Source organism: Paraburkholderia sp. (genome assembly GCF_004298475.1).
Lineage (GTDB): Bacteria > Pseudomonadota > Gammaproteobacteria > Burkholderiales > Burkholderiaceae > Paraburkholderia > Paraburkholderia denitrificans.
Genome location: NZ_SCRP01000022.1, coordinates 1 through 25,206 on the forward strand (window position 1 = coordinate 1; position 25,206 = coordinate 25,206).

Below are 25,206 nucleotides of genomic sequence, written 5' to 3' on the forward strand. Positions count from 1 at the left end.
CTGGGCGGGCGTGAGGTGCGCCATCTTGTTGTAGGCGCCGCGCAGCTTGAAGGAGAACACCGGCTGGTTGTCCTCGCGCTTGAGGAACACGCGGTTGGACAGGCGCGCCGAGAGGTTCGGGGCGCGCTCCAGCTCGGTCTCGCGGGCCACGTCGTAGACGCGGGCGGTGAGGATTTTCTTCAGATAGTCGTCGTGGGTGGCCATGCGGGCGGGCGCTTAAGCGGGAGATGACGGGAAAAGAATCAATGATAGCGCCAACGGCCCACGCGCTGACAGCACGAACAGAAGCGGGGGAAGCGAGGTAAGGAAGCGGCGCGGGCCGCCGCGCTGGGGCAGGTGCGCGAACCGGCGTCGGGCGAAAGTGAAACTTGTATGTCCTGCATATGTCTTCCGTATGTCCTTACGCGCACCGCGCAGCGTCAGCGCAGGTGCGGATCATGCGTTAAAATCCGTTTTTGACAAGCAGGATCGGAAGATGCACTGGCAACCTCGGACCGCCCACTTGGTGCCCGCACGGCGCGAGACCCGCCCCGCGGCGCAGAGGCATGTCCGCCACGCACGATCGTGTCGCGGAGTCTGAGCGCCGGGGAACCGTCGGCGTGAGTGCTGCCGCCGCCCATCTTCCCCACCCCCAGGTCCGCAACCAGCCACAGGCGGACAAGATTTCAGAATAGCGCCCCACGCGCCCAGTCCGCATCGGCCGGACGGCCAGCGAGCCGTTTGCTCGGTACTGACCCAAAGAGTCGTCCAACCATGAACGCACCTCAAGTTTTCGATCCTCACGGCGCCGCCGCTACGGTGACTGCCGACGTCGAACCGCGCCTGCGCGAGATTCCGTATAACTACACGTCCTTCTCCGATCGGGAAATCGTCATCCGCCTGCTCGGCGAGGAGGCCTGGAGCGCCCTCGCCGAACTGCGCTCGGAGCGCCGCACCGGCCGCTCGGCGCGCATGCTCTACGAAGTGCTCGGCGACATCTGGGTCGTGCGCCGCAATCCGTATCTGCAGGACGACCTGCTCGACAACCCGAAGCGCCGCGCGCTCCTGATCGAGGCGCTGAATCACCGTCTCGCCGAAATCGAGAAGCGCCGCCGCGCCGACCTGAGCGAGCACGGCGACAACGCGGGCATGGATCGCGCCGCGCGCGTCGAAACGCTGATTACCGCCGCGCGCCGCGCGATCGACGCGTTCGCCGGCGAATTCGGAGAAATGGCCGAACTGCGCCGCCGCGCGACGAAGGTGCTGCGCCGCTGCACGCAGAAGGACAACATCCGCTTCGACGGCCTCTCGCGCGTTTCGCACGTCACGGACGCGACCGACTGGCGCGTCGAATATCCGTTCGTCGTGCTCACGCCCGACACCGAAGCCGAGATTGCCGCGCTCGTGAAGGCCTGTTTCGAGCTCGGTCTCACGGTGATTCCGCGTGGGGGCGGCACGGGTTACACGGGCGGCGCGGTGCCGCTCACGCCGTTCTCGGCCGTCATCAACACCGAAAAGCTCGAACAGCTTGGCGCAGTCGAAATGACCGATCTGCCGGGCGTCGAGCGCCAGGTGCCGACGATCTTTTCGGGCGCGGGCGTCGTCACGCGCCGCGTGACCGAGGCCGCCGAAGCCGCGGGCTTCGTGTTCGCGGTCGACCCCACGTCGATCGACGCTTCGTGCATCGGCGGCAACATCGCGATGAACGCGGGCGGCAAGAAAGCCGTGCTGTGGGGCACGGCGCTCGACAACCTCGCCTGGTGGCGCATGGTCGATCCCGAAGGCAACTGGCTCGAAGTCACGCGCCTCGACCACAACCTCGGCAAGATTCACGACGTCGCGCTCGCGCGCTTCGAACTGAAGTGGTTCGACGGCGAGCGCGCGCCGGGCGAGAAGCTCTTGCGCACCGAATGGCTCGACATCGAGGGCAAGCGGTTCCGCAAGGAGGGTCTCGGCAAGGACGTTACCGACAAATTCCTCTCGGGCCTGCCCGGCGTGCAGAAGGAAGGCTGCGACGGCCTCATCACGTCCGCGCGCTGGGTGCTGCACAAGATGCCCGCGCATACGCGCACGGTCTGCCTCGAATTCTTCGGCCAGGCGCGCGAGGCGATTCCGAGCATCGTCGAAATCAAGGACTACCTGTTCGAAACCGCAAAGCGCGGCGGCGCGATTCTTGCGGGCCTCGAACATCTCGACGAGCGCTATCTGCGCGCGGTCGGCTATGCGACCAAGAGCAAGCGCAACGCGTTCCCGAAGATGGTGCTGATCGGCGACATCGTCGGCGACGACGCCGATGCCGTCGCCACGGCGACCTCCGAAGTCGTGCGCATGGCCAACGGCAAGAGCGGCGAGGGCTTCGTCGCGATCTCGGCCGAGGCGCGCAAGCGCTTCTGGCTCGACCGCAGCCGCACGGCCGCCATCGCGAAGCATACGAACGCGTTCAAGATCAACGAAGACGTCGTGATCCCGCTCAATCGCATGGGCGAGTACACGGACGGCATCGAGCGCATCAACATCGAACTGTCGATCAAGAACAAGCTGCAGCTGCTCGATGCACTCGAAGCGTTCTTCAAGGCCGGCAACCTGCCGCTCAGCAAGAGCGACGACGCGAGCGAAATCCCGAGCGCCGAGCTGCTCGAAGACCGCGTGCAGCAAGCAATCGAGTTGCTCAAGCGCGTGCGCGCGCGCTGGGAGTTCCTGCGCGACCAGCTCGATTTGCCGCTCGCCGAGGCGCAGCATTCGCTCGTGCAGCTCGGCTACGAGGCGCTGGCGGAAAAATTCGCCGACCGCGTCGACGCGCAGCCGGGCGCGACCGTGTTCCACGTCACGCAGGACCGCACGGTGCGCGTGTCGTGGAAGCAGGAGATCCGCGCGGAACTGCGCCAGATCTTCAACGGCGGCGCGTTCAAGGCGATCCTCGACGAAGCCCAGGCGATCCACAAGAAGGTGCTGCGCGCACGCGTGTTCGTCGCACTGCACATGCACGCGGGCGACGGCAACGTTCACACGAACATCCCGGTCAACTCCGACAACTACGAGATGCTGCAGGACGCCCACGCGGCGGTCGCGCGCATCATGAAGCTCGCGCGTTCGCTCGACGGCGTGATCTCGGGCGAGCACGGCATCGGCATCACGAAGCTCGAATTCCTCACGGACGACGAGATCGCCGAATTCCGCGCCTACAAGCAGCGCGTCGATCCGCAGGGCCATTTCAACGCGGGCAAGCTGCTCGAAGGCGCCGATCTGCGCAACGCCTATACGCCGTCGTTCGGCCTCATGGGTTACGAATCGCTGATCATGCAGCAGTCCGATATCGGCGCGATTGCCGAATCGGTGAAGGACTGCCTGCGCTGCGGCAAGTGCAAGCCGGTGTGCGCGACCCACGTGCCGCGCGCCAACCTGCTCTACAGCCCGCGCAACAAGATCCTCGCGACCTCGCTTCTGATCGAGGCGTTCCTGTACGAAGAGCAGACGCGCCGCGGCGTGTCGATCAAGCACTGGGACGAGTTCAACGACGTCGCCGACCACTGCACGGTCTGCCACAAGTGCGTGACGCCGTGCCCGGTCAAGATCGACTTCGGCGACGTCACGATGAACATGCGCAACCTGCTGCGCAAGATGGGCAAGAAGAAGTTCAACCCGGGCAGCGCGGCGGGCATGTTCTTCCTCAACGCCACCAATCCGCAGACCATCAACCTCGTGCGCACCGCGATGATGGGCGTGGGCTACAAGGCGCAGCGCTTCGGCAACGAACTGTTCAAGAAGGTCGCGAAGAAGCAGACGGCGCACCCGCCGTCGTCCACGGGCAAGCCGCCGGTGGTCGAGCAGGTGATCCACTTCGTCAACAAGAAGATGCCGGGCAACCTGCCGAAGAAGACCGCGCGCGCGCTGCTCGACATCGAAGACAACAAGATCGTGCCGATCATCCGCAATCCGAAGACGACGAGCGTCGATTCGGAAGCGGTGTTCTACTTCCCGGGCTGCGGCTCCGAGCGCCTCTTCTCGCAGGTCGGGCTCGCGACGCAGGCGATGCTGTGGGAGGCGGGCGTGCAGACCGTGCTGCCGCCGGGCTATCTGTGCTGCGGCTATCCGCAGCGCGGCTCGGGCCAGTACGACAAGGCGGAGAAGATCGTCACCGATAACCGCGTGCTGTTCCACCGCGTCGCGAATACGCTGAACTACCTCGACATCAAGACCGTGGTGGTGTCGTGCGGGACGTGCTACGACCAGCTCGCCGGCTACGAATTCGAGAAGATCTTCCCGGGCTGCCGCATCATCGACATCCACGAGTTCCTGCTCGAAAAGGGCATCAAGCTCGAAGGCGTGAAGGGTACGCGCTACATGTACCACGACCCGTGCCACACGCCGATCAAGAACGTCGATGCGGTGAAGCTCGTCAACGAACTGATGGGCAGCGATCACGACGGCTACAAGATCGAAAAGAACGAGCGTTGCTGCGGCGAATCCGGCACGCTGGCCGTGGCGCGCCCGGACGTGTCGACCCAGGTGCGTTTTCGCAAGGAAGAAGAAATTCGCCGGGGTGCGGCGAAGTTGCGCGGCATCCCGCTCGTCGGGGTCGGCGCGAACGGCGTGCAGCCGGCCACGCCGAAAGAGGCGGGCGGAGTGGGCACGGACGTGGACGTGAAGATCCTCACGAGCTGCCCGGCCTGCCTGCAGGGGCTCTTGCGGTACAACGAGGACGCCGATATCGACGCCGATTACATCGTGATCGAAATGGCCCGGCACCTGCTTGGCGAAAACTGGATGGCGGACTACGTTCAGAAGGCAAACAATGGCGGAATCGAGCGCGTGCTGGTTTAATGGCGGCGCGCAACGATTGCGCGAAGTTTTAACGATTCCGTGAACCGGTTCGGGGGCAACGATGGGATGCATATTCTGCAGTGAGGAGGGCGGCGACGTGCTGTGGCAGGACGAGCGGATGCGCGTCGTGCTGGCGACGTCGGAGGCCGACTACCCGGGTTTTTGCCGCGTGATCTGGAACGCGCACGTCGCCGAATTCTCGGATCTCGGCGTGCCGGACCGGGAACACCTTATGCGCGCCGTCTATGCCGTCGAGCGGGCGCTGCGCCGCGTTATGCAACCGTCGAAGGTGAACCTGGCGAGCCTCGGCAACCAGGTGCCGCACGTGCACTGGCACGTGATTCCGCGCTTCACGAACGATGCGCACTTCCCGCTGCCGGTGTGGGCGCCGCGCCAGCGCACGGTTTCCGAGGCGATGCTCGGCCAGCGCCGTGCGCATGCCACGCTGCTGCGCGACGCCGTGCGCCAGGAAATGCAGCAGGCGCTGGCCTGATAAACAGGCCCTGAACCGAGGAGGCCCTGACCGGAGGCGGCAGGGCAATCTCGCTGAGCGGGCGGGAGCCCGAGGACGATCATGAGTGGACTGAAAAACGATACGCCGGTGCCGACCGGCGTCGTGGTGCACGCCGTTTCGCGCGTGCTGGAACTGCAATACGCGAACGGCGCGAGCTACCGCATCCCGTTCGAGCTGATGCGCGTGTATTCGCCCTCTGCTGAGGTGCGCGGCCACGGGCCGGGCCAGGAGACGCTGCAGACGGGCAAGCGCGAAGTCGCCATTACGGCGCTCGAGGCCGTCGGCCATTACGCGTTGCAGCCGACCTTCTCGGACGGCCACAACAGCGGCATCTATTCCTGGGATCAGCTTTACGAACTGGCCACGCGCCAGGACGAACTGTGGGCCGACTATTTCGCGAAGCTGAAGGCCGCGGGGGTTGATCGCGATGCGCCAATGGCGCCGCCACCTGCCGCACATGGCCACTGCCACTGACGCTTCCTGTTACGATCCTGCCCCGTCGCCGCCGCGAGCATGCCGCGGCGACGACTCTGAATACAACTGAAGACAAGACCCCCTGCGAAAGGAAGACCGCGATGAGCAAAACCCACTTCGGCTATCAGACAGTCGACGAACAGGACAAGGCGAAGAAGGTGGCCGGCGTGTTCCACTCGGTTGCCTCGAACTACGACCTGATGAACGACCTGATGTCGGGTGGCTTGCACCGCGCGTGGAAGGCTTTCACGATCGCGCAGGCCAACGTGCGGCCGGGCGCGAAGGTGCTCGACATTGCGGGCGGGACCGGCGATCTGTCGATGGCGTTCGCGAAGAAAGCGGGGCCGAAAGGCGAAGTCTGGCACACCGACATCAACGAATCGATGCTGCGCGTGGGCCGCGACCGGCTGCTCGACCGCGGCGTCGTCACGCCCGCACTGCTCTGCGACGCGGAGAAAATTCCCTTTCCGGACAACTACTTCGACGTGGTGACCGTGGCTTTCGGGCTGCGCAACATGACCCACAAGGACGCCGCGCTCGGCGAGATGCGCCGCGTGCTCAAGCCGGGCGGCCGCGTGCTCGTGCTGGAGTTCTCGAAGGTGTGGGAGCCGCTCAAGAAAGCCTACGACGTCTATTCGTTCAAGGTGCTGCCGTGGCTCGGCGAGCGTTTTGCCAAAGATTCCGAAAGCTATCGCTATCTCGCGGAATCGATCCGTATGCACCCGGACCAGGAAACTTTGAAAACAATGATGGAACAAGTCGGCCTGGACGCCGTCAAATATTACAATTTGTCAGCTGGCGTGGTAGCCTTGCACGTCGCTACAAAATATTAGCGTCCATAGTTAACTGTTTTTAAAGGAAATTTCGATATGTCTGAGCCCCGAATCACTGCTTCCAAAAAGCTTTCATCGTGGTGGGCCAGACGGATCGGAACCCTGGCCGTGATTGGCGTGCTGGTTGGCAGCTCGTTCGCGTCGTTCGACGCCGAAGCCCGGCGCATGGGCGGTGGCCGCAGCCTCGGCAAGCAATCGCCGGTGGCCACGCAGCGCAGCACGACCACGCCGCCTGCGCAGTCGAGCCCCGCGCAGCAGCCCGGCCAGGCGCAGCGCGCCCAGCCCGCCACGCCCGCGCCCGCCGCTCCGGCGCGCAACCGCTGGTTAGGGCCGATCGCGGGCCTCGCCGCCGGCCTCGGCATCGCCGCGCTCCTTTCTCACTTCGGCCTTGGTGAAGCGTTCGCGGGTGCGATGGCCAACGTCATCATCATCGCGCTGATCGCATTCGTCGCCATCTGGCTGATCCGCAAATTCATGAACCGCCGCCGCGCGGCCCAGCCCGCCTGGCAGACCGGCGGCGGGCTGATGTCTCAGGGTGGTTTGCAAGGCGGGCCGAATGCGTCGGGCCGCTTCCCGTCGGAGCCGCGCTTCACCGCGCCGCCGACCGGCCAATACCTCGCACCCGAGGCGAATCCGCTCACGACGCCGCAGATCGGCGCCGCGCCGTCGATCCCCGCAGGCTTCGACACCGAGGGGTTCCTGCGTAATGCCAAGGTCCATTTCGTGCGTCTGCAGGCCGCGTGGGATGCGTCCAATCTGGACGACATCCGCGAGTTCACGACGCCCGAGATGTTCGCGGAGATCCGCGTGGATCTCGCCGACCGTGGTACGCAGTCGAACCAGACCGACGTCGTGCAGCTCAACGCGGATCTGCTCGATGTGACCGAGCGCGGCGACGAATATCTCGCGAGCGTGCGCTTTTCCGGCTTGATTCGCGAGACGCCGGGCGTTGCTGCCGAGCCGTTCGCGGAGATATGGAATCTCTCGAAGTCGCGCCTGACGGGCGAGGGCTGGCTGCTCGCCGGTATCCAGCAGACCGAATCTCACTGAAGCGCACCAGGTTTCACCGGGCGCGGCACCGGGCCGCGCTTCAGACTGCGCGTCCTGTCGTCCTTCTTCATGATTTTCATCATGACGCCGTCGCGGCACGGTGACAGGACGCCACGTTAGCCGTCCGGCCAGGCCGGCGCGTACCGCGATCGGACCGCACGAACGCTACAATAGGAACCCGCGCGAGCTTTTGCCCGCGCGGTTTTTCTTATTTCATGTCCGATGACCTTCGCCGCCAAGCCCTTCACCGCCGCCGTCAATCACCTGCTCGCCCGCGAATCGTGGGCCCGCGACCGCCTTGCGCCTTATGCGGGCAAGACGGCGCGCCTGTCGTGTCCGCCCGTCGTGCTTACGCTGCTCGTCCAGCCGGAGGGCTATCTCGCCGCCGTGGATGAACACGACGCGCAGCACGCGGACGTCGCGCTTTCGCTGCCGGCTTCCGCGTTCACGTCGTTCGTGCAGGGCGGCCAGGCTTCGGTGATGAAGCACGTCAAGATCGAGGGCGATGCGGAGTTCGCGCAGGTCATCGGCAAGCTTGCGGAGCATCTGCGCTGGGAGCCCGAGGAGGATCTCGCGAAGCTGATCGGCGACGCGGGCGCATCGCGCATCGCCTCGCTCGCGCGTACGGCGCGCGACCAGGCGTGGCGCACCAGCCGCAACGTGCTCGGCTCGGTTACGGAATATCTGCTCGACGAAAACCCGCAACTTGTGCGGCGCGTCGAGCTGGATGGCTTGAACGTCGAACTCTCCCGCGCGCGCGATGCGCTCGCGCGCGTGGAGAAACGCATCGAGCGCCTCGAACAAAAAACGGTTGCCGGCGCGTCCACGCTGCTGCGCGGCACGCGCCCGACCACAGGCCACTAGAACATGCGTTTCCTGCGTTTTCTGAAGATTTTCTTCACGATTATCCGGTTCGGTCTCGATGAGGTGATGCTGAGCCGGATCAACGACCGGCGCGTGCGGCTGCTGTTGCGCATCACCACCATCGGCCGCCGTTTCAACCAGCCGCCCGGCGTGCGGCTGCGTCTCGCGCTGGAAAGCCTCGGCCCGATCTTCGTGAAGTTCGGCCAGGTGCTCTCCACGCGCAGCGATCTGCTGCCACCCGACATCTCCAGCGAACTCGCGCGATTGCAGGACCAGGTGCCGCCGTTCGACTCGGCGGTGGCCATCGGCCTGATCGAGAAAGCGCTCGGTGCGCCCGTGGATTCGCTTTTCGACGAGTTCGAGCGCGTGCCCGTGGCGAGCGCGTCGATTGCCCAGGTGCACTTCGCGAAGGTGAAATCGGGGCAGCACGCGGGCAAGCCGGTTGCGGTGAAGGTCCTGCGGCCGAACATGCGCCCCGTGATCGATTCCGATCTCGCGCTGCTGCGCGACCTCGCCATGTGGGCCGAGCGGCTGTGGGCGGACGGCAAGCGCCTGAAGCCGCGCGAAGTGGTCGCCGAATTCGACAAGTACCTGCACGACGAGCTCGACCTCATGCGCGAGGCCGCCAACGCGAGCCAGTTGCGCCGCAACTTCGCGGGCCTCGACCTGCTGCTCGTGCCGGAAATGTACTGGGAATTCAGCACGTCCAGCGTGCTCGTGATGGAGCGCATGGTCGGCGTGCCGATCAGCCGCGTGGATCAGTTGCGTGCGGCGGGCGTCGATATTCCGAAACTCGCGCGCGAGGGCGTCGAGATTTTCTTCACGCAGGTGTTCCGCGACGGCTTTTTCCATGCCGACATGCACCCCGGCAACATCCAGGTGAGCCTCGATCCGGCGCACTTCGGGCGCTACATTGCGCTCGACTTCGGTATCGTCGGCGCGCTTTCCGACTTCGACAAGAATTACCTCGCCCAGAACTTCCTCGCGTTCTTCAAGCGCGACTATCACCGGGTCGCCACGCTGCACATCGAGTCGGGCTGGGTGCCGCCCACGACGCGCGTCGAGGAGCTGGAGAGCGCGATCCGCGCCGTGTGCGAGCCGTACTTCGACCGCGCGCTGAAGGACATCTCGCTCGGCCAGGTGCTGCTGCGGCTTTTCCAGACTTCGCGCCGTTTCAACGTCGAAATCCAGCCGCAGCTCGTGCTGCTGCAAAAGACCATGCTGAACGTCGAGGGGCTGGGGCGCTCGCTCGATCCGGAGCTCGATCTCTGGAAGACGGCGAAGCCGTATCTCGAACGCTGGATGACCGAGCAGATCGGTCTGCGCGGCTGGTACGAGCGCTTCAAGATCGAAGCGCCGCAATGGAGCAAGACGCTGCCGCAGTTGCCGCGCCTCGTCCATCAGGCGCTTCAGCACCGCGAGGGCGCCGCCCATCTCGCCGACGAGGAAACGCTGCGCGCCCTGCTCGCCGAACAACGCCGCACGAACCGGCTGCTGCAAGGCGCGCTGGTGTTCGGCATTGCGGTGGGCGTGGGCATGGTGGTGGCGCGCGTGTGGATTGCACTTGCCGCGGGCGGTTGAGTCTTCGCAACTTGCACCGGACAGGCACCGACCAGGCAACAACAGGCACCAACAGGCACAGAGCAGAAGGAGATCGAGCATGAACGAACCGGTTCGCCCCACGCAGTCCCAAGGTGTGCCCGAATTCGATACGCGCGATCCCGGGCTCGCATCGTTCTGGGACGAGCGCTTCAGCCGCGGCTTCACGCCGTGGGACCAGGCGGGCGTCCAGCCGCAATTCGAAGCGTTCGCCGCGGCTCACCCCGCTGCAGCCGTGCTGATTCCCGGCTGCGGCAACGCGTGGGAAGCAGGCTGGCTTGCCGGGCACGGCCGTACGGTGCGCGCCATCGACTTCGCCCCGGCTGCGGTCGCGAGTGCGCGTGCGGCGCTCGGTGAGCACGCGGCGGTGGTCGAGCAGGCCGACTTCTTCACCTACGAGCCGCCGTTCGCACCCGGATGGATCTTCGAGCGCGCGTTCCTGTGTGCGCTTCCGCCCGCGTACTATCCGCGTTACGCGCAGCGCATGGCCACGTTGCTGAAGCCCGGCGCGCTGCTCGCGGGTTACTTTTTCATCGGCGAGCCGCAGAAAGGGCCTCCGTTCCCGATGCGGCGCGATCAACTCGACGCGCTGCTCTCGCCGTATTTCACCTTGCTCGACGAGCAGCCTGCGGTCCGCTCGCTGCCGGTGTTCGAGGGCCGCGAGCGCTGGATGACCTGGCGTCGCAACGACGAGCGCGTCGAAACTGTCACGCCGGCCACTTGATCGGCGCTCGGTCCGCCCCAAACTGTCAGAAATTGGCCGCGAATTGGCCACGAATTGGTCACGACCGGCCCCCTCCCGGCAAAAGCCAGGGCGGGCGATCGATTGCGGCTATAATTCAAGGCTTTGCAGGCATTTGTCAGATTTTCACCGGGATAGAGATCATGCCGATCTACGCTTATCGCTGCGAATCGTGCGGCTTCGAGAAGGACGTGCTGCAAAAGCTCAGCGATGCGCCCCTCACCCAATGCACGAATTGCGGTGCCGAAACGTTCCGCAAGCAGGTGACCGCGGCTGGCTTCCAGCTGAAGGGCTCGGGCTGGTACGTGACCGATTTCCGTGGCGGCAGTAGTAACGGCAACGGTACGAGCGCGGCTGCAACCGGCGCGAAGGCGGCGGGCGAGTCTGAGGCGTCGTCCGGGGGCGGCAAGCCGGCTGGCGAGAGCGCTGCGGCACCGGCAGGGTCGGGCACAAGCACGGGCGCAAGCACCAGCGCAGCTTCGGGAACAGGCACGAGCACGAACACAAGCGCGACGGCCAGCACGGCGGGAACCACCTGAGAATCCGCGGCCCGGTTACACGCCGGGCCGCACGTACGCTGTGCTGACGCGGCGCGGCTCGCATGGCGGTGTAGACGATGACGAAGAAAGCGACGCTCAAATCCGTATTTCTGACTGGCCTCCTGGTGCTGGTTCCGCTCGCCATCACGCTATGGGTGCTGAAACTGATCATCGGCACGATGGATGAGACGTTGCTGCTGCTGCCCGAAGCGTGGCGGCCCGTGCGGCTTTTCGGCCTGCGTCTGCCGGGCATTGGCGCGATCCTCACGCTCGCGTTCATCTTCGCGGTCGGCCTTCTGACGCACAACTTCATCGGCCAGAAGCTCGTCTCGTGGTGGAACGCGCTCGTGCGCCGCATTCCGCTCGTCGGGCCGCTGTACAGCAGCGTCCAGCAGGTCTCCGATACGTTGCTCTCAAGTAACGGCAACGCGTTTCGCAAGGCGCTGCTGATCGAATACCCGCGCCGCGGCTCGTGGACGATCGCTTTTCTCACCGGCGTGCCGGGCGGCGACGTGGTGAATCATCTGCGGGAGCCGCACGTCAGCGTCTACGTTCCCACCACGCCGAATCCCACCTCGGGTTTTTTCCTGATGGTGCCGAAAAGCGAGGTGATCGAGCTGGATATGAGCGTCGATGCGGCGCTCAAGTATATTGTTTCGATGGGCGTCGTCGCCCCGGCAGCGCCTGTGCGCCGTCCCATCGATCCTCCGCTGTAATACCGGGCGCCGGGCGCGGCTCATGACCGCGCCCGGCTCGCCCGTTCAAATTATTCATGCATAACGAAAGACGAACATCATGTCGATGAGATCTGAATATTGCGGTCTGGTGACCGAGCAGTTCCTGGGTCAAACTGTTTCGCTGTGCGGATGGGTGCATCGCCGCCGCGACCATGGCGGCGTCATCTTCATCGATCTGCGTGATCGCGAGGGCCTCGTTCAGGTTGTCTGCGACCCGGACCGCGCAGAGATGTTCAAGGTGGCTGAAGGCGTGCGCAACGAATTCTGCGTGCGCATCACGGGTGTCGTGCGCAACCGTCCGGAAGGCACGGTCAACGCGAACCTCACGAGCGGCAAGATCGAAGTGCTGTGCCACGAACTCGTGGTGCTGAACGCGTCGGTTACGCCGCCGTTCCAGCTCGACGACGACAACCTCTCCGAAACCACGCGCCTCACGCATCGCGTGCTCGACCTGCGCCGTCCGCAGATGCAGCACAACCTGCGCCTGCGCTATCGCGTGACGATGGCCGTGCGCAAGTATCTCGACGCGCTCGGCTTCATCGACATCGAAACGCCGATGCTCACGAAGAGCACGCCGGAAGGCGCGCGCGACTACCTCGTGCCCTCGCGCGTGAACGCCGGCCAGTTCTTCGCACTCCCGCAATCGCCGCAGCTTTTCAAGCAACTGCTGATGGTGGCGAACTTCGATCGCTACTACCAGATCGTCAAGTGCTTCCGCGACGAAGACCTGCGCGCCGACCGTCAGCCCGAATTCACGCAGATCGACTGCGAAACGTCGTTCCTCGGCGAGCAGGAAATCCGCGACCTGTTCGAAGACATGGCGCGTCACGTGTTCCGCGAGACCATCGGCGTCGAACTCGATGCGAAGTTCACGGTCATGCAGTACTCGGAAGCCATGAGCCGTTTCGGTTCGGACAAGCCGGACCTGCGCGTGAAGCTCGAATTCACCGAACTGACCGACGCCATGAAGGACGTCGACTTCAAGGTGTTCAGCGCACCGGCCAACACGAAGGACGGCCGCGTCGCGGCGCTGCGCGTGCCGAAGGGCGGCGAACTCTCGCGCGGCGATATCGACGGCTACACGGAATTCGTGCGCATCTACGGCGCGAAGGGTCTCGCGTGGATCAAGGTCAACGAAGTGGCGAAGGGCCGTGACGGCCTGCAAAGCCCGATCGTCAAGAACCTGCACGACGCCGCGATTGCCGCGATCCTCGAGCGCACCGGCGCGCAGGACGGCGACATCATCTTCTTCGCGGCCGACCGCGCGAAGGTCGTGAACGACAGCCTGGGCGCGCTGCGCCTGAAGATCGGCCACTCGGAATTCGGCAAGGCCAACGGTCTCGTCGAGAGCGGCTGGCGTCCGCTGTGGGTCATCGACTTCCCGATGTTCGAGTACGACGAGGAAGAGAACCGCCACGTGGCCGCGCATCACCCGTTCACGAGCCCGAAGGACGAGCACCTGGAATACCTCGAATCGGATCCGGGCCGCTGCCTCGCGAAGGCCTACGACATGGTGCTGAACGGCTGGGAAATCGGCGGCGGCTCGGTGCGTATCTATCAGGAAGAAGTGCAGAGCAAGGTGTTCCGCGCGCTGAAGATCGGTCCGGAGGAAGCGCGGGCGAAGTTCGGCTTCCTGCTCGACGCGCTGCAGTACGGCGCGCCGCCGCACGGCGGCATCGCGTTCGGCCTCGACCGCATCGTCACGATGATGGCCGGCGCCGATTCGATCCGCGACGTGATCGCGTTCCCGAAGACGCAACGCGCCCAGTGTCTGCTCACGCAGGCGCCGAGCCCGGTGGACGAGCGCCAGCTGCGCGAACTCCACATCCGTCTGCGTCAGCCCGAGCAGAAGGCTGCACAGTAAGGACGCGCAGTCGGTGCGGCGGGCCCCGCGGGCCGGGGCGCCGTACGGAACAACGCAAACGCAACGCAAACGCAACGCAGGAAAGGCGCATCGAGCGCCTTTTTTGCTTTTTGCGTTACATTTTCTCCTTATATTTTCTCTTTGCGTTTTCTCTGTCAGGCCCGCGCGAGTGACGAAGCGTGCCGCGAGAGGCCGCCCACGCTCCGTCACCATGCAGAAGCCGCCGAAGATTCCGGAATCCGTACTCGTCGTCATTCATACGCCGCAGCTCGAAGTGCTGATCATCGAACGCGCCGACCGGCCGGGTTTCTGGCAGTCGGTGACGGGCTCGAAAGACCGCCTCGACGAGCCGCTCGCCGAAACCGCCGTGCGCGAGGTGGGCGAGGAAACCGGCATCGTCGTCGGTTCGCGCGGCGTGCCGCACGCCGCGCTTGTCGACTGGCGCCATACGATCGAATACGAGATCTATCCGGTCTGGCGGTATCGCTACGCAAGCGGCGTCACCCGCAACACCGAACACTGGTTCAGCCTCGAAGTGCCGCACGGCACGCCCGTCACGCTCGCGCCGCGCGAGCACATTGCGTATCTCTGGCTGCCGTACGAAGAGGCGGCCGCGAAGTGCTTCTCGTCGTCCAACCGCGAGGCGATCCTGCAATTGCCCGACCGGCTGCGCGGAGCGCGCGTGTGATGGATATCGATCCGCGGCGCGCTGTCCGGCTGCACGAACTGCTGCTCGGCCGGCGCTACCGGACTCGCTATCGCTTCACGAGCGGCAATGACGTGCGCCTGTTCGGCTCGGGCGCGGCGCTCTTTGGCGCGATGATCGAGCGCATCGACGCGGCCACGCGCGACGTCGCGCTCGAAACCTATATCTTTCGCGACGACGGCATGGGCAGCGCCGTTTCGGCGGCGCTCGTGCGCGCCGCAGCGCGCGGCGTGCGCGTGCGCGTGATTACCGACGGCATCGGCAGCCCGCACACGGCGCTCTTCGACGGCTGGCCCACAGCCGGTGTCGAACATCGCGTCTACAACCCGCACATCTTCGGCCGCTTCGGCTTTTCTCGCACGCACCGCAAGCTCGCCGTCATCGACGATCAGTACGCGTATTGCGGCGGCATCAACGTCATCGACGATCTCGAACAGGACGGCAGGACGCTGCCGTTCGTCCGTTGGGATTTTGCCGTCGAGTTGAGTGGCCCCGTGGTGGTCGACGTACGCGAGGTGTTCGAATTCCAGTGGAGCCGCATTCAACTCGGCTACCGGCCGCCGGTGCCGCGCTCGGCCGCGGTGCAGCCGTTTCCCGGCGTGCCTGCGAGCGCGGGCTTGCTCTCGCCGCATCCGACCGGCCACGGCACGGGCCGCCGCGCGCGGCCCGTTGACGACGCCCTGCGCGAGCTGGCGCGCGCCGTGCCGCGCGGGCGTGCGGCGCGCATTGTCGAGCGGCTGCGTGCGCGCCTGCGCGCGAGCGTGCGCGATCCGCGCACCGCGCGCGTGCCGTGCGTGGCGTTTGTCGCGCGCGACAACGTCGTGAACCGGCGCACCATCGAAAGGGCCTATCTCGACGCCATCGGCGCCGCGCGCGACGAAGTGCTGCTCGCCAACCCGTATTTCATGCCCGGGCGGCGGCTGCGGCGCTCGCTGGTCGAAGCGGCCGGACGCGGGATTACCGTGCGCCTCCTGATCGGGCGAAAGGAGTTCAAACTCCTCGACTACGCAGTGCCGTTCCTCTATCACACGCTCTTGTCCGCGGGCGTGCACATCGCCGAATACGAAAAGACCATGCTGCACGGCAAGGTGGCGGTCGTGGATTCGAAGTGGGCCACCGTGGGCTCCTCGAATCTCGACGCGCTGAGCCTCGTGCTCAACAACGAGGCCAACGTGGTGATGGTGCTGCATCCGCAGATCCAGCAACTGCGCGACGCGATTCTGGCGGCGTTCAGCGACGCCAGGCCGATCGACCGCGCGCGCTACGAGGCACGCCCGGTGCTTGAGCGGACGGTAAGCTGGCTCGCCTATTCGGCCTATCGCGCGGTCATGAAGCTGCTGACGATCGGCGGCTACGATTAAGTCCAACCCGGCCCAACCCAGGCGCAACCCGGCCCAACCCAGGCGCCCCCGTCGTGTCTGCCATACGAAGAGATAAGGGCGCAATCGATGGAAGCCGCGCTTGTGCGCGGCGTGCTTTGCCCCAGAATTAGAGCATTCGTTAGAAACCGGTTTCTAATAAAGTGCTTGTTTCGCGGACGGCTGTACTCAACAATAGTACGTCCGTTCGATTCTATATCGGCCTTTATTCCGGCCACATCGTTACGGTAAAAACAGCTATGCGAAAAGGCGAACAGACACGAGCCGCAATTCTCGATGCAGCACTCGACCTGGCAGGTCGTGATGGACTGGAAGGTCTGACGATCGGCCTGCTGGCGGAGCGCATGCAGATGAGCAAGAGCGGCGTCTTCGCTCATTTCGGTTCGCGCGAGGATCTGCAGGCCGAGGTGGTGCGCGAGTATCACCGCAGATTCGAGGAAGAAGTCTTCTTCCCGAGCCTGCATGAACCGCGTGGTTTGCCCCGTCTGCGTGCGATGCTGTCGCGGTGGTTCGAGAAGCGCATTCACGAAGTCACGACCGGCTGCATCTACATCAGCGGCGCGGTGGAGTACGACGACCGCGCGGACAGCCAGGTGCGCGAGCAGCTCGTGTCGAGCGTCACGATCTGGCGTGCGGCGCTGCTGCGCGCGATTTCGCAGGCGATCGAAGAAGGCCATCTGCGCCGCGACACCGATCCGGGGCTGATGCTGTTCGAAGTCTATAGCGTCACGCTCGGCCTGCATCATGACGGTCGCTTCCTGCATCTGCCGGACGCACCGAAACATGCGTGGGCCGCGCTGGAAAAACTGATTGTTTCGTATCAGAGCGAAGGCCGGTAACGGTTGGCTAGTGGCGCGAGGCGCGTCGCGGCGGCGGTTGATCGGCAACGCTCTTAATCTGGAGAGAAGAGATGGGACAGTACACCGCGCCGCTGCGCGACATGCAGTTCGTGCTGCACGAGCTGCTGAACGTGGAAGGCGAAGTGAAGCAGATGCCTAAGCACGCGGACCTCGACGCCGACACGATCAACCAGGTGCTCGAAGAAGCGGGCAAGTTCTGCTCCGAGGTGCTGTTTCCGCTGAATCAGGTGGGTGATCGCGAAGGCTGCACGTACAGCGGCGACGGCGTCGTCACCACGCCGTCCGGCTTCAAGGAGGCGTACGCGCAGTTCGTCGAAGCGGGCTGGCCCGCACTGGCCTGCGACCCCGATTTCGGCGGCCAGGGCCTGCCCGTGTTCATGAACAACGCGCTGTACGAAATGCTGAATTCGGCGAACCAGGCCTGGGGCATGTACCCGGGTCTCTCGCATGGCGCTTACGAATGCCTGCACGCGCACGGCACGCCCGAACTTCAGAAGACCTATCTGCCGAAGATCGTCTCCGGCGAGTGGACCGGCACGATGTGCCTGACCGAGCCGCACTGCGGCACCGACCTCGGCCTCCTGCGCACGAAGGCGGAACCCGGCAGCGACGGTTCGTACGCGCTCTCCGGCACGAAGATCTTCATCTCGGCCGGCGAACATGACATGTCGGCCAATATCGTCCACCTCGTGCTGGCGCGCCTGCCGGATGCGCCGTCGGGAACCCGGGGCATTTCGCTCTTCGTCGTGCCGAAGTTCGTGCCGACGGCATCGGGCGAACCGGGCGAACTGGGCGAACGCAACGGCATCAAGTGCGGCTCGATCGAGCACAAGATGGGCATCCACGGCAACGCGACGTGCGTGATGAACCTCGACGGCGCGAAGGGCTGGCTGGTCGGCGAGCCGAACAAGGGCTTGAACGCCATGTTCGTGATGATGAACGCGGCGCGCCTCGGCGTCGGCATGCAAGGCCTCGGCCTCACCGAAGTCGCGTACCAGAACTCGCTCGCCTACGCGAAGGACCGCTTGCAGATGCGCGCGCTGACCGGCCCGAAGGCGCCGGACAAGCCCGCCGATCCGATCATCGTGCATCCGGACGTGCGCCGCATGCTGCTCACGCAGAAGGCCTGGGCCGAAGGGGCCCGTGCGTTCACGTACTGGTCGGCGCTGCAGATCGACCGCGAGCTCTCGCACGCCGACGAGGGCGAGCGCAAGCAGGCCGCCGATCTCGTCGCGCTGCTCACGCCGATCATCAAGGCGTTCCTCACCGACAACGCGTTCGAAAGCACCAACCTCGGCATGCAGGTGTTCGGCGGCCACGGCTTCATCTCCGAGTGGGGCATGGAGCAGTACGTGCGCGACGCGCGTATCAACCAGATCTACGAAGGCACGAACGCGATCCAGTCGCTCGACCTGCTGGGCCGCAAGGTGCTCGGCGACATGGGCGCGAAGCTCAAGAAGTTCGGCAAGCTCGTGAGCGATTTCGTCGAAGCGGAAGGCATCAAGCCGGAGATGCAGGAGTTCATCAACCCGCTCGCCGACATTGGCGACAAGGTGCAGAAGCTCACGATGGAAATCGGCATGAAGGCCATGCAGAACCCGGACGAAGTGGGCGCGGCTGCGGTGCCGTATCTGCGCACGGTCGGCCACCTCGTGTTCTCGTACTTCTGGGCGCGCATGGCGCGCATCGCTCTCGACAAGGAAGCGTCGGGCGACGCGTTCTACAAGTCGAAGCTCGCCACCGCGCGTTTCTATTTCGCGAAGCTGCTGCCGGAAACGGCCGCCTCGATCCGCCAGGCGCGCGCGGGCTCGAAGACGCTCATGGAAGTCGACGAGGCGCTGTTCTAAAAGCCTGTCCGGTGCGGCGCCAGCGCTCCTGCTGAAGCTGATGCAAATGCTGATGCAGACGCGTGCCGCACGGCCCCGAGGTCCGAACGCGGCGCCGCAGCGTGCAGCAGTGCGTAGCAGAAACGCACGCGCAGCGCCGCCCACACTCCCAATCCGCTCGACATTGCATATCCGCTGGAGGAACAACGTGAGCAATTTCATTATTCGCAAGGTCGCCGTGCTCGGCGCCGGCGTGATGGGCGCGCAGATCGCAGCGCACCTGATCAACGCCCGCGTGCCCGTGCTGCTGTTCGATCTGCCCGCGAAGGAAGGCCCGAAAAACGGCATCGCGCTCAAGGCCATCGAGAACCTCAAGAAGCTCTCGCCCGCGCCGTTCGGCATGAAGGACGACGCGCAGTACATCACGCCCGCGAACTACGAAGACGACATCGAAAAACTCGCAGAATGCGACGTCGTGATCGAAGCCATCGCCGAGCGCATGGACTGGAAGCACGATCTCTACAAGAAAGTCGCGCCGCACATCGGCCCGAACGCGATCTTCGCGACCAACACGTCGGGGCTGTCGATCACGGAGCTTTCGCAAGGCTTCGGCGACGATCTGCGCGCGCGCTTTTGCGGCGTGCACTTCTTCAACCCGCCGCGCTACATGCACCTCGTCGAACTGATCCCGACTGTGCACACGAAGCCCGCCATCCTCGACCAGCTCGAATCGTTCCTCACGAGCGTCGTCGGCAAGGGCGTCGTGCGCGCGAAGGATACGCCGAACTTCATCGCGAACCGCGTCGGTATCTTCTCGATCCTCGCGGTGATCGCCGAGGCGAAGAAGTTCGGTCTGCGCTTCGACGAAGTCGACGATCTCACCGGCAGCCGCCTCGGGCGCGCGAAGTCGGCGACGTTCCGCACCGCCGACGTCGTGGGCCTCGACACGATGGCGCACGTCATCAAGACGATGCAGGACAACCTGAAGGACGATCCGTTCTTCCCGGTCTACGAAACGCCCGCCGTGCTCGCGGGACTCGTGGCGAAAGGCGCGCTCGGCCAGAAGAGCGGCGGCGGTTTCTATCGCAAGGAAGGCAAGACGATCAAGGTGCTCGACGCGAATTCGGGCGAGTACGTCGAAGCCGTCGGCAAGGCCGACGAACTCGTGGGCCGCATCCTCAAGCGTCCTGCCGCCGAGCGCCTGAAGCTCCTGCGCGAGACGCAGCATCCGCAGGCACAGTTCCTGTGGTCGATTTTCCGCGACGTGTTCCATTACATCGGCGTGCATCTGGCGTCGATCGCCGAGAACGCGCGCGACGTCGATCTCGCGATCCGCTGGGGTTTCGGCTGGAACGAAGGCCCGTTCGAGGGCTGGCAGAGCGCCGGTTGGAAGCAGGTCGCCGACTGGGTCAAGGAAGACATCGATGCCGGGAAGGCGCTCTCGAATGCGCCGCTGCCCGCGTGGGTGTTCGAAGGCCCGGTCGCCGCGAACGGCGGCGTGCATGCTGCGCAAGGCTCGTGGTCGCCGGTCGAGCAACGCTTCGTGCCGCGCTCGAACCTGGCGGTGTACGAGCGCCAGGTGTTCCGCGCGCCGCTCTTCGGCGAAGCCGGGGCGCGCGATCCGAAGACCTTCGGCAAGACGCTGTTCGAAGACGAACACGTGCGCGCCTGGACCGATGAGCGCGCGGGTGAAGACGACGTCGTGATCGTCTCGTTCAAGAGCAAGATGAACACCATCGGCCCGGGCGTGCTCGACGGCCTCACGAAGGCCATCGAGATCGCGGAAGCGGGCTACAAGGGCGTCGTTGTGTGGCAGCCCACGTCGCTCAAGCTCGGCACGCCGGGCGGCCCGTTCTCGGCCGGGGCGAACCTCGAGGAAGCCATGCCCGCCTTCATGATGGGCGGCGCGAAGGGCATCGAACCGTTCGTGAAGAAGTTCCAGCAAGGCATGCTGCGCGTGAAGTACGCGAACGTGCCGGTCGTGGCGGCCGTGTCGGGCATCGCGCTCGGCGGCGGCTGCGAACTGATGCTGCATAGCGCGAAGCGCGTCGTGCACGTCGAGAGCTATGTCGGTCTTGTTGAAGTGGGCGTGGGGCTCGTGCCCGCGGGCGGCGGCCTGAAGGAAGCCGCGCTGCGCGCCGCCGATGCCTCGAATGCAGCCGGTGCCGCGCCAGGCGACCTGCTGCGCTTCCTCCAGAAGTCGTTCGAGAACGCCGCGATGGCGAAGGTGTCCGGGTCGGGTCTCGAAGCGCGCGCAATGGGCTACGTGAAGCCGTCGGACACGATCGTCTTCAACGTGTTCGAACTGCTCGACACGGCGAAGAAAGAAGCCCGCGCGCTGAGCGCCGCCGGTTACCGCGCGCCGCTGCGCCCGGTGCAGATTCCGGTCGCGGGCCGCTCGGCGATTGCGACGATCAAGGCATCGCTCGTCGGCATGCGCGACGGCCGCTTCATCAGCGATCACGATTTCCTGATTGCGAGCCGCATTGCCGAAGTCGTGTGCGGCGGCGACGTCGAAGCGGGCAGCACGGTCGACGAAGAATGGCTGCTCACGCTTGAGCGCCGCGCTTTCGTCGATCTGCTCGGCACGCAGAAGACGCAGGAACGCATCATGGGCATGTTGCAGACCGGCAAGCCGGTACGCAACTAAGCGGCACGACGCACACCAGACACTGGAGTATCAGATGAGCAAACAGTTGCAGGATGCATACATCGTCGCCGCGAGCCGCACGCCCATCGGCAAGGCGCCGCGCGGCGCGTTCAGGAACACCCGCCCGGACGAGCTGCTCGTCCACGCGATCAAATCGGCGGTGGCGCAGGTGCCGGGTCTCGACACGAAGGTGATCGAAGACGCGATCGTCGGCTGCGCAATCCCCGAAGCCGAGCAGGGCCTGAACGTGGCGCGCATCGGCGCGCTGCTGTCGGGACTGCCGAACACGGTGGGCGGCGTGACCGTCAACCGCTTCTGCGCGTCGGGCCTCACGGCGCTTGCGATGGCGGCGGACCGCATTCGCGTCGGCGAAGCCGATGCGATGATCGCAGCCGGCTGCGAATCGATGAGCATGGTGCCGATGATGGGCAACAAGCCGTCGATGTCGCCGCATATTTTCGACTCGGACGAGAACATCGGCATTGCCTACGGCATGGGCCTGACCGCCGAGAAGGTTGCTGAGCGCTGGAAGGTGAGCCGCGAAGCGCAGGACGCGTTTGCGGTCGAATCGCACCGCCGCGCGCTCGCCGCGCAGCAGGCCGGCGAGTTCAACGACGAGATCGCGCCGTACACGATCATCGAACGCTCGCCGGATCTCGCTTCGGGCGACGTGAAGGTGAAGGAGCGCCTGCTCTCGCTCGACGAAGGCCCGCGCGCGGACACGTCGCTGGAAGGGCTCGCGAAGCTGCGCGCCGTGTTCGCGAACAAGGGCTCGGTGACGGCGGGCAACAGCTCGCAGACGTCGGACGGCGCGGGCGCGCTGATCGTCGTCTCCGAGAAGATGCTCAAAGCGTTCAATCTCACGCCGCTCGCGCGCTTCGTGAGCTTCGCGGTGCGCGGCGTGCCGCCCGAGATCATGGGCATCGGCCCGAAGGAAGCGATTCCGGCTGCGCTGAAGGCCGCGGGGCTCAAGCAGGACGACCTCGACTGGATCGAACTGAACGAGGCGTTCGCCGCGCAGTCGCTGGCGGTGATTCAGGACCTCGGCCTCGATCCGTCGAAGATCAACCCGCTGGGCGGCGCGATTGCGCTGGGCCACCCGCTCGGCGCGACGGGCGCGATCCGCGCGTCGACGCTCGTGCACGGCCTGCGCCGCCGCAATCTGAAGTACGGCATGGTGACGATGTGCGTCGGCACCGGCATGGGCGCGGCAGGCATCATCGAGCGCCTGTAAGCGGCTCGGGCGCTTCGGGATGTTTGGTGCCGAAGCGCTGGAACAACACGGTTCGCAGGCTACACGTGGTCTGCGAACCGTTTTTCATCCCGGGTGGCTGAGATGTGGACTGGCTCATCGCCCCATGAGGAGACAAAAGGAGAACGCGGATGACCAATACGGCGATGAAGGAAATCCAGATCGCGCGCGAAAACGGCGTGCTGTCGATCACCATCAACCGCCCCGAGCGCAAGAACGCGCTCACGCCAGCGATGTACGAGGCGATGAACGATGCGCTCGCCTCGGCGCAAGAGGACGCGTCGGTGCGCGTGGTGCTGCTGCGCGGCCAGGCCGACATCTTCACCGCCGGCAACGACATCGAAGACTTTCTGAAGACGCCGCCCGCTGGCGGCGATTCGCCCGTGATGCGCTTCCTCGGCGCGATTGCGAGCGCCGACAAGCCACTTGTCGCGTCCGTGGCCGGTGCGGCGATCGGCGTCGGCACGACGCTGCTGCTGCACTGCGACATGGTCTATGCGGCCGATACCGCGAGCTTCGCCATGCCGTTCGCGCAGTTGGGGTTGTGCCCGGAAGCGGCGTCGTCGCTGCTCCTGCCGCGTATCGCCGGTTATCAGGCGGCGGCGGAAAAACTGCTGCTCGGCGAGACGTTCGACGCCGCCGAAGCGCACCGCATGGGCTTCGTGAACCGCGTGCTGCCCGCAGCCGAACTCGATGCGTTCGTGTCCGCGCAACTGGCGAAGCTCGTCGCGCTGCCCGCTTCGTCGCTGCGCCTGACGAAGGCGCTCATGAAGCGGGCGAGCGGTGAGGAGATCAAGACGCGCATCCAGGAGGAGGCCGTGCACTTCGGCAAGATGCTGCTGCAGCCGGAGGCGCGCGAGGCGTTCACGGCGTTTCTGCAAAAGCGCAAGCCGGATTTCCGGCAGTTCGACTGACGCGTACAAGCGCGGCCTCGACGACGCCCTGGCCGCGCCGCTGGCGGCGTCCGCTTTTAACGAACCTCGTAGTCGATATAACCGGATTCGCGGCAGAAGCTCACGAGGCGCAGACCGGCGCGCTGCGCGATGGCGATGGCGAGCGAGGAGGGCGCGGAGATCGTCGCGAGCATCGGGATGCCGACGCGCGCCGCCTTGCGCACCAGTTCGTAGCTCGCGCGGCTCGACAGGAACACGAAGCCTTGCTGCGGGTCGATGCGGTCGAGCGCGAGTTGCCCGATGAGTTTGTCGAGTGCGTTGTGGCGGCCGACGTCCTCGAATGCGCAAAGGATTGCGCCTTGCGCGTCGCACCAGGCGGCTGCATGCAGGCCGCCCGTGAGCTTCGTGAGCGCCTGATGGTCCGGCAACTCGTGCGCGGCGCGTGCGATGGCGCCGGGCGCGAGACGCGTGACGAAGCCCGTGTCGGGCACGCGCTCGGGCTGCAGGTCGAGCAGGTCGATGCTCTCGACGCCGCACACGCCGCAGCCCGTGCGGCCGGCGAGCGCGCGGCGCTTCTGCTTGAGTCCGGCAAAGGCCTGCTGGACGACCGTGAGATGGACCTCGGCGTGCGGCAGGTCCGCATCTTCGTGAAGGACGACCTCGATGTCCTGGATGTCCGCATTGCGCGCGACGATGCCCTCCGAAATCGCGAAGCCCACGGCAAACGCTTCCAGATCGCAAGGGGTGCACATCATCACGGCATGCGAGATGCCGTTGAACACGAGCGCGACGGGCCATTCCTGGCCGACGTGGTCGGCGCGCGTTTCGACTGCTCCGTTGTCGTGCCGGCGCACATGGAGCCGGATGGTGCCGGGCTGGTCTTCTGTTTCGAGTGGGTTCAAGCGTGATACTCCGGATTCTGGCCTGGCTTTGGCCCCGCGTGGCGGGCTCGCGCGCCGCGCGGAAGGCTCTAAAATACCTCAAGCGGGCGCCTCCAGCATGCGCCCGCCTTGCGAGGATACCGCCATGACATTGAACGCCGCTCCGCTTCTGTTCCGGTTCGAAGTCGAATCGTCGGAAAACCTCACCTACATTCCCATGTGCGTGCGCTTCAATCTGGACCGTTTCGGCCTGCGCATCTCGCTTTCACAGTGGCAGTTGCTGCCGCTGGAGGATCGCAGGCTGCTCGCCCGCTTTCCCGTCGACGAAGACATCGCGACCGAGCCCAATTTCGACCACGCGCTCTTCGAAATGCTGCGTACGCACGCAAACGTCGAGCCCGAGTGGTTCGAGCCCGACGAAGCGCCGGCCTGGCGCGACATCAACGCCGTGCCCGGCGGGATCGCGCAGCAGGCGGCGCTCGCGAGCGTCGCCGCGCCGGACCTCGAAGCCTGGGCGCGGCTTGCGCCGTTCCAGCGCTACGTGCTCGCCAAGCTCGCCCGCAAGCCCGAGAGCAACCACGATTTTGTCCCGGCCATGCGCGAGTTCGGGCTTGCAGCGGGCGCCTGAATCACGTCTGAGGCCGTCTGCGCCTGTCACCGGCGAGCGCCGTCCTGGCGCCGCCGGATATTCCCGCCGAATTTTCCCGGCCCTGGCGCTCAAGCCTCGCCGAAAGCATGCCGTT

At 65.4% G+C, this 25,206-nt stretch carries 21 protein-coding genes; 19 read left to right on the plus strand and 2 right to left on the minus strand.

Annotation, left to right across the window (positions count from 1 at the left end; translation table 11 throughout):
• Positions 1–204 (minus strand): pyridoxal-phosphate dependent enzyme (locus EPN59_RS11230; RefSeq protein ID WP_293033376.1); only part of this gene is annotated, 204 nt, incomplete at its 3' end.
• Between the two features lie 549 nt (positions 205–753).
• On the opposite strand from EPN59_RS11230, the gene EPN59_RS11235 reads away from it, so the two are divergent.
• The 18 genes from EPN59_RS11235 (at position 754) to EPN59_RS11320 (ending at position 23,603) form a co-directional block, all read left to right on the plus strand.
• Complete coding sequence (locus EPN59_RS11235; RefSeq protein WP_293046062.1) at positions 754–4,800, plus strand: FAD/FMN-binding oxidoreductase; 4,047 nt, start codon at positions 754–756, stop codon at positions 4,798–4,800.
• Between the two features lie 61 nt (positions 4,801–4,861).
• Positions 4,862–5,293, plus strand: a complete 432-nt coding sequence (locus EPN59_RS11240) for an HIT family protein (protein WP_293033372.1) — start codon at positions 4,862–4,864, stop codon at positions 5,291–5,293.
• Positions 5,294–5,374: 81 nt separating this feature from the next.
• Positions 5,375–5,788 (plus strand): DUF971 domain-containing protein, encoded by a 414-nt coding sequence (locus EPN59_RS11245; RefSeq protein ID WP_293033370.1) that lies wholly within the window; start codon positions 5,375–5,377, stop codon positions 5,786–5,788.
• A gap of 101 nt (positions 5,789–5,889) precedes the next feature.
• Complete coding sequence (ubiE, locus tag EPN59_RS11250) at positions 5,890–6,621, plus strand: bifunctional demethylmenaquinone methyltransferase/2-methoxy-6-polyprenyl-1,4-benzoquinol methylase UbiE (protein WP_293033368.1); 732 nt, start codon at positions 5,890–5,892, stop codon at positions 6,619–6,621.
• Between the two features lie 36 nt (positions 6,622–6,657).
• Complete coding sequence (locus EPN59_RS11255) at positions 6,658–7,671, plus strand: TIM44-like domain-containing protein (RefSeq protein WP_293033366.1); 1,014 nt, start codon at positions 6,658–6,660, stop codon at positions 7,669–7,671.
• Between the two features lie 222 nt (positions 7,672–7,893).
• A complete protein-coding gene (locus tag EPN59_RS11260; protein WP_293033364.1) occupies positions 7,894–8,535 on the plus strand; it encodes an SCP2 sterol-binding domain-containing protein in 642 nt (213 codons plus the stop codon).
• A 3-nt stretch (positions 8,536–8,538) separates the two neighbouring features.
• On the plus strand, positions 8,539–10,116 hold the full coding sequence (gene ubiB / locus EPN59_RS11265; protein ID WP_293033362.1) for a ubiquinone biosynthesis regulatory protein kinase UbiB: 1,578 nt from the start codon (positions 8,539–8,541) through the stop codon (positions 10,114–10,116).
• A 79-nt stretch (positions 10,117–10,195) separates the two neighbouring features.
• On the plus strand, positions 10,196–10,858 hold the full coding sequence (locus tag EPN59_RS11270) for a methyltransferase domain-containing protein (protein WP_293046065.1): 663 nt from the start codon (positions 10,196–10,198) through the stop codon (positions 10,856–10,858).
• 161 nt (positions 10,859–11,019) lie between these two features.
• Positions 11,020–11,415 (plus strand): zinc ribbon domain-containing protein, encoded by a 396-nt coding sequence (locus EPN59_RS11275; RefSeq protein WP_293033358.1) that lies wholly within the window; start codon positions 11,020–11,022, stop codon positions 11,413–11,415.
• Positions 11,416–11,492: 77 nt separating this feature from the next.
• Positions 11,493–12,131 carry a DUF502 domain-containing protein gene (locus EPN59_RS11280; protein WP_293033356.1) on the plus strand — a complete coding sequence of 213 codons (639 nt, stop codon included), beginning with the start codon at positions 11,493–11,495 and terminating at the stop codon, positions 12,129–12,131.
• Between the two features lie 79 nt (positions 12,132–12,210).
• A complete protein-coding gene (gene aspS / locus EPN59_RS11285; RefSeq protein ID WP_293033354.1) occupies positions 12,211–14,016 on the plus strand; it encodes an aspartate--tRNA ligase in 1,806 nt (601 codons plus the stop codon).
• A gap of 211 nt (positions 14,017–14,227) precedes the next feature.
• Positions 14,228–14,704: a dihydroneopterin triphosphate diphosphatase gene (gene nudB, locus EPN59_RS11290; protein WP_293033352.1), complete on the plus strand. Its 477-nt coding sequence runs from the start codon at positions 14,228–14,230 to the stop codon at positions 14,702–14,704.
• Positions 14,704–16,083 carry a phospholipase D-like domain-containing protein gene (locus EPN59_RS11295; protein ID WP_293033350.1) on the plus strand — a complete coding sequence of 460 codons (1,380 nt, stop codon included), beginning with the start codon at positions 14,704–14,706 and terminating at the stop codon, positions 16,081–16,083. The genes nudB and EPN59_RS11295 overlap by 1 nt, the downstream gene beginning before the upstream one ends.
• 257 nt (positions 16,084–16,340) lie before the next feature.
• Positions 16,341–16,940, plus strand: coding sequence for a TetR/AcrR family transcriptional regulator (locus tag EPN59_RS11300; RefSeq protein WP_293033348.1), 600 nt, complete (start codon positions 16,341–16,343; stop codon positions 16,938–16,940).
• A 71-nt stretch (positions 16,941–17,011) separates the two neighbouring features.
• Positions 17,012–18,808, plus strand: a complete 1,797-nt coding sequence (locus tag EPN59_RS11305) for an acyl-CoA dehydrogenase C-terminal domain-containing protein (protein WP_293033346.1) — start codon at positions 17,012–17,014, stop codon at positions 18,806–18,808.
• 187 nt (positions 18,809–18,995) lie between these two features.
• Positions 18,996–21,437, plus strand: coding sequence for a 3-hydroxyacyl-CoA dehydrogenase/enoyl-CoA hydratase family protein (locus EPN59_RS11310; protein ID WP_293033344.1), 2,442 nt, complete (start codon positions 18,996–18,998; stop codon positions 21,435–21,437).
• Positions 21,438–21,471: 34 nt separating this feature from the next.
• Positions 21,472–22,671: an acetyl-CoA C-acyltransferase gene (locus EPN59_RS11315; protein ID WP_293033342.1), complete on the plus strand. Its 1,200-nt coding sequence runs from the start codon at positions 21,472–21,474 to the stop codon at positions 22,669–22,671.
• A 164-nt stretch (positions 22,672–22,835) separates the two neighbouring features.
• A complete protein-coding gene (locus tag EPN59_RS11320; RefSeq protein ID WP_293033378.1) occupies positions 22,836–23,603 on the plus strand; it encodes an enoyl-CoA hydratase in 768 nt (255 codons plus the stop codon).
• Between the two features lie 56 nt (positions 23,604–23,659).
• Here EPN59_RS11320 and fdhD read toward each other — a convergent pair whose 3' ends face one another.
• The gene (fdhD, locus tag EPN59_RS11325) at positions 23,660–24,484 is read right to left on the minus strand and encodes a formate dehydrogenase accessory sulfurtransferase FdhD (RefSeq protein ID WP_293033340.1); all 825 of its coding nucleotides are present in this window, start codon (positions 24,482–24,484) and stop codon (positions 23,660–23,662) included.
• 124 nt (positions 24,485–24,608) lie between these two features.
• Between fdhD and EPN59_RS11330 the strand changes: the two genes are divergently transcribed.
• Positions 24,609–25,091, plus strand: coding sequence for a nitrate reductase associated protein (locus tag EPN59_RS11330; RefSeq protein WP_293033338.1), 483 nt, complete (start codon positions 24,609–24,611; stop codon positions 25,089–25,091).
• The last annotated feature ends 115 nt before the right edge of the window (positions 25,092–25,206 follow it).

Bases quoted from the DNA above. Each gene is read 5' to 3' on its own strand.
- EPN59_RS11315 (WP_293033342.1), top strand. From the start codon at position 21,472: ATGAGCAAACAGTTGCAGGATGCATACATCGTCGCCGCGAGCCGCACG.
- ubiE (WP_293033368.1), top strand. From the start codon at position 5,890: ATGAGCAAAACCCACTTCGGCTATCAGACAGTCGACGAACAGGACAAG.
- EPN59_RS11260 (WP_293033364.1), top strand. From the start codon at position 7,894: ATGACCTTCGCCGCCAAGCCCTTCACCGCCGCCGTCAATCACCTGCTC.
- EPN59_RS11280 (WP_293033356.1), top strand. From the start codon at position 11,493: ATGACGAAGAAAGCGACGCTCAAATCCGTATTTCTGACTGGCCTCCTG.
- EPN59_RS11300 (WP_293033348.1), top strand. From the start codon at position 16,341: ATGCGAAAAGGCGAACAGACACGAGCCGCAATTCTCGATGCAGCACTC.
- EPN59_RS11320 (WP_293033378.1), top strand. From the start codon at position 22,836: ATGAAGGAAATCCAGATCGCGCGCGAAAACGGCGTGCTGTCGATCACC.
- ubiB (WP_293033362.1), top strand. From the start codon at position 8,539: ATGCGTTTCCTGCGTTTTCTGAAGATTTTCTTCACGATTATCCGGTTC.
- EPN59_RS11245 (WP_293033370.1), top strand. From the start codon at position 5,375: ATGAGTGGACTGAAAAACGATACGCCGGTGCCGACCGGCGTCGTGGTG.
- EPN59_RS11305 (WP_293033346.1), top strand. From the start codon at position 17,012: ATGGGACAGTACACCGCGCCGCTGCGCGACATGCAGTTCGTGCTGCAC.
- EPN59_RS11270 (WP_293046065.1), top strand. From the start codon at position 10,196: ATGAACGAACCGGTTCGCCCCACGCAGTCCCAAGGTGTGCCCGAATTC.
- EPN59_RS11295 (WP_293033350.1), top strand. From the start codon at position 14,704: ATGGATATCGATCCGCGGCGCGCTGTCCGGCTGCACGAACTGCTGCTC.
- EPN59_RS11275 (WP_293033358.1), top strand. From the start codon at position 11,020: ATGCCGATCTACGCTTATCGCTGCGAATCGTGCGGCTTCGAGAAGGAC.
- aspS (WP_293033354.1), top strand. From the start codon at position 12,211: ATGTCGATGAGATCTGAATATTGCGGTCTGGTGACCGAGCAGTTCCTG.
- EPN59_RS11255 (WP_293033366.1), top strand. From the start codon at position 6,658: ATGTCTGAGCCCCGAATCACTGCTTCCAAAAAGCTTTCATCGTGGTGG.
- EPN59_RS11240 (WP_293033372.1), top strand. From the start codon at position 4,862: ATGGGATGCATATTCTGCAGTGAGGAGGGCGGCGACGTGCTGTGGCAG.
- EPN59_RS11235 (WP_293046062.1), top strand. From the start codon at position 754: ATGAACGCACCTCAAGTTTTCGATCCTCACGGCGCCGCCGCTACGGTG.
- EPN59_RS11330 (WP_293033338.1), top strand. From the start codon at position 24,609: ATGACATTGAACGCCGCTCCGCTTCTGTTCCGGTTCGAAGTCGAATCG.
- nudB (WP_293033352.1), top strand. From the start codon at position 14,228: ATGCAGAAGCCGCCGAAGATTCCGGAATCCGTACTCGTCGTCATTCAT.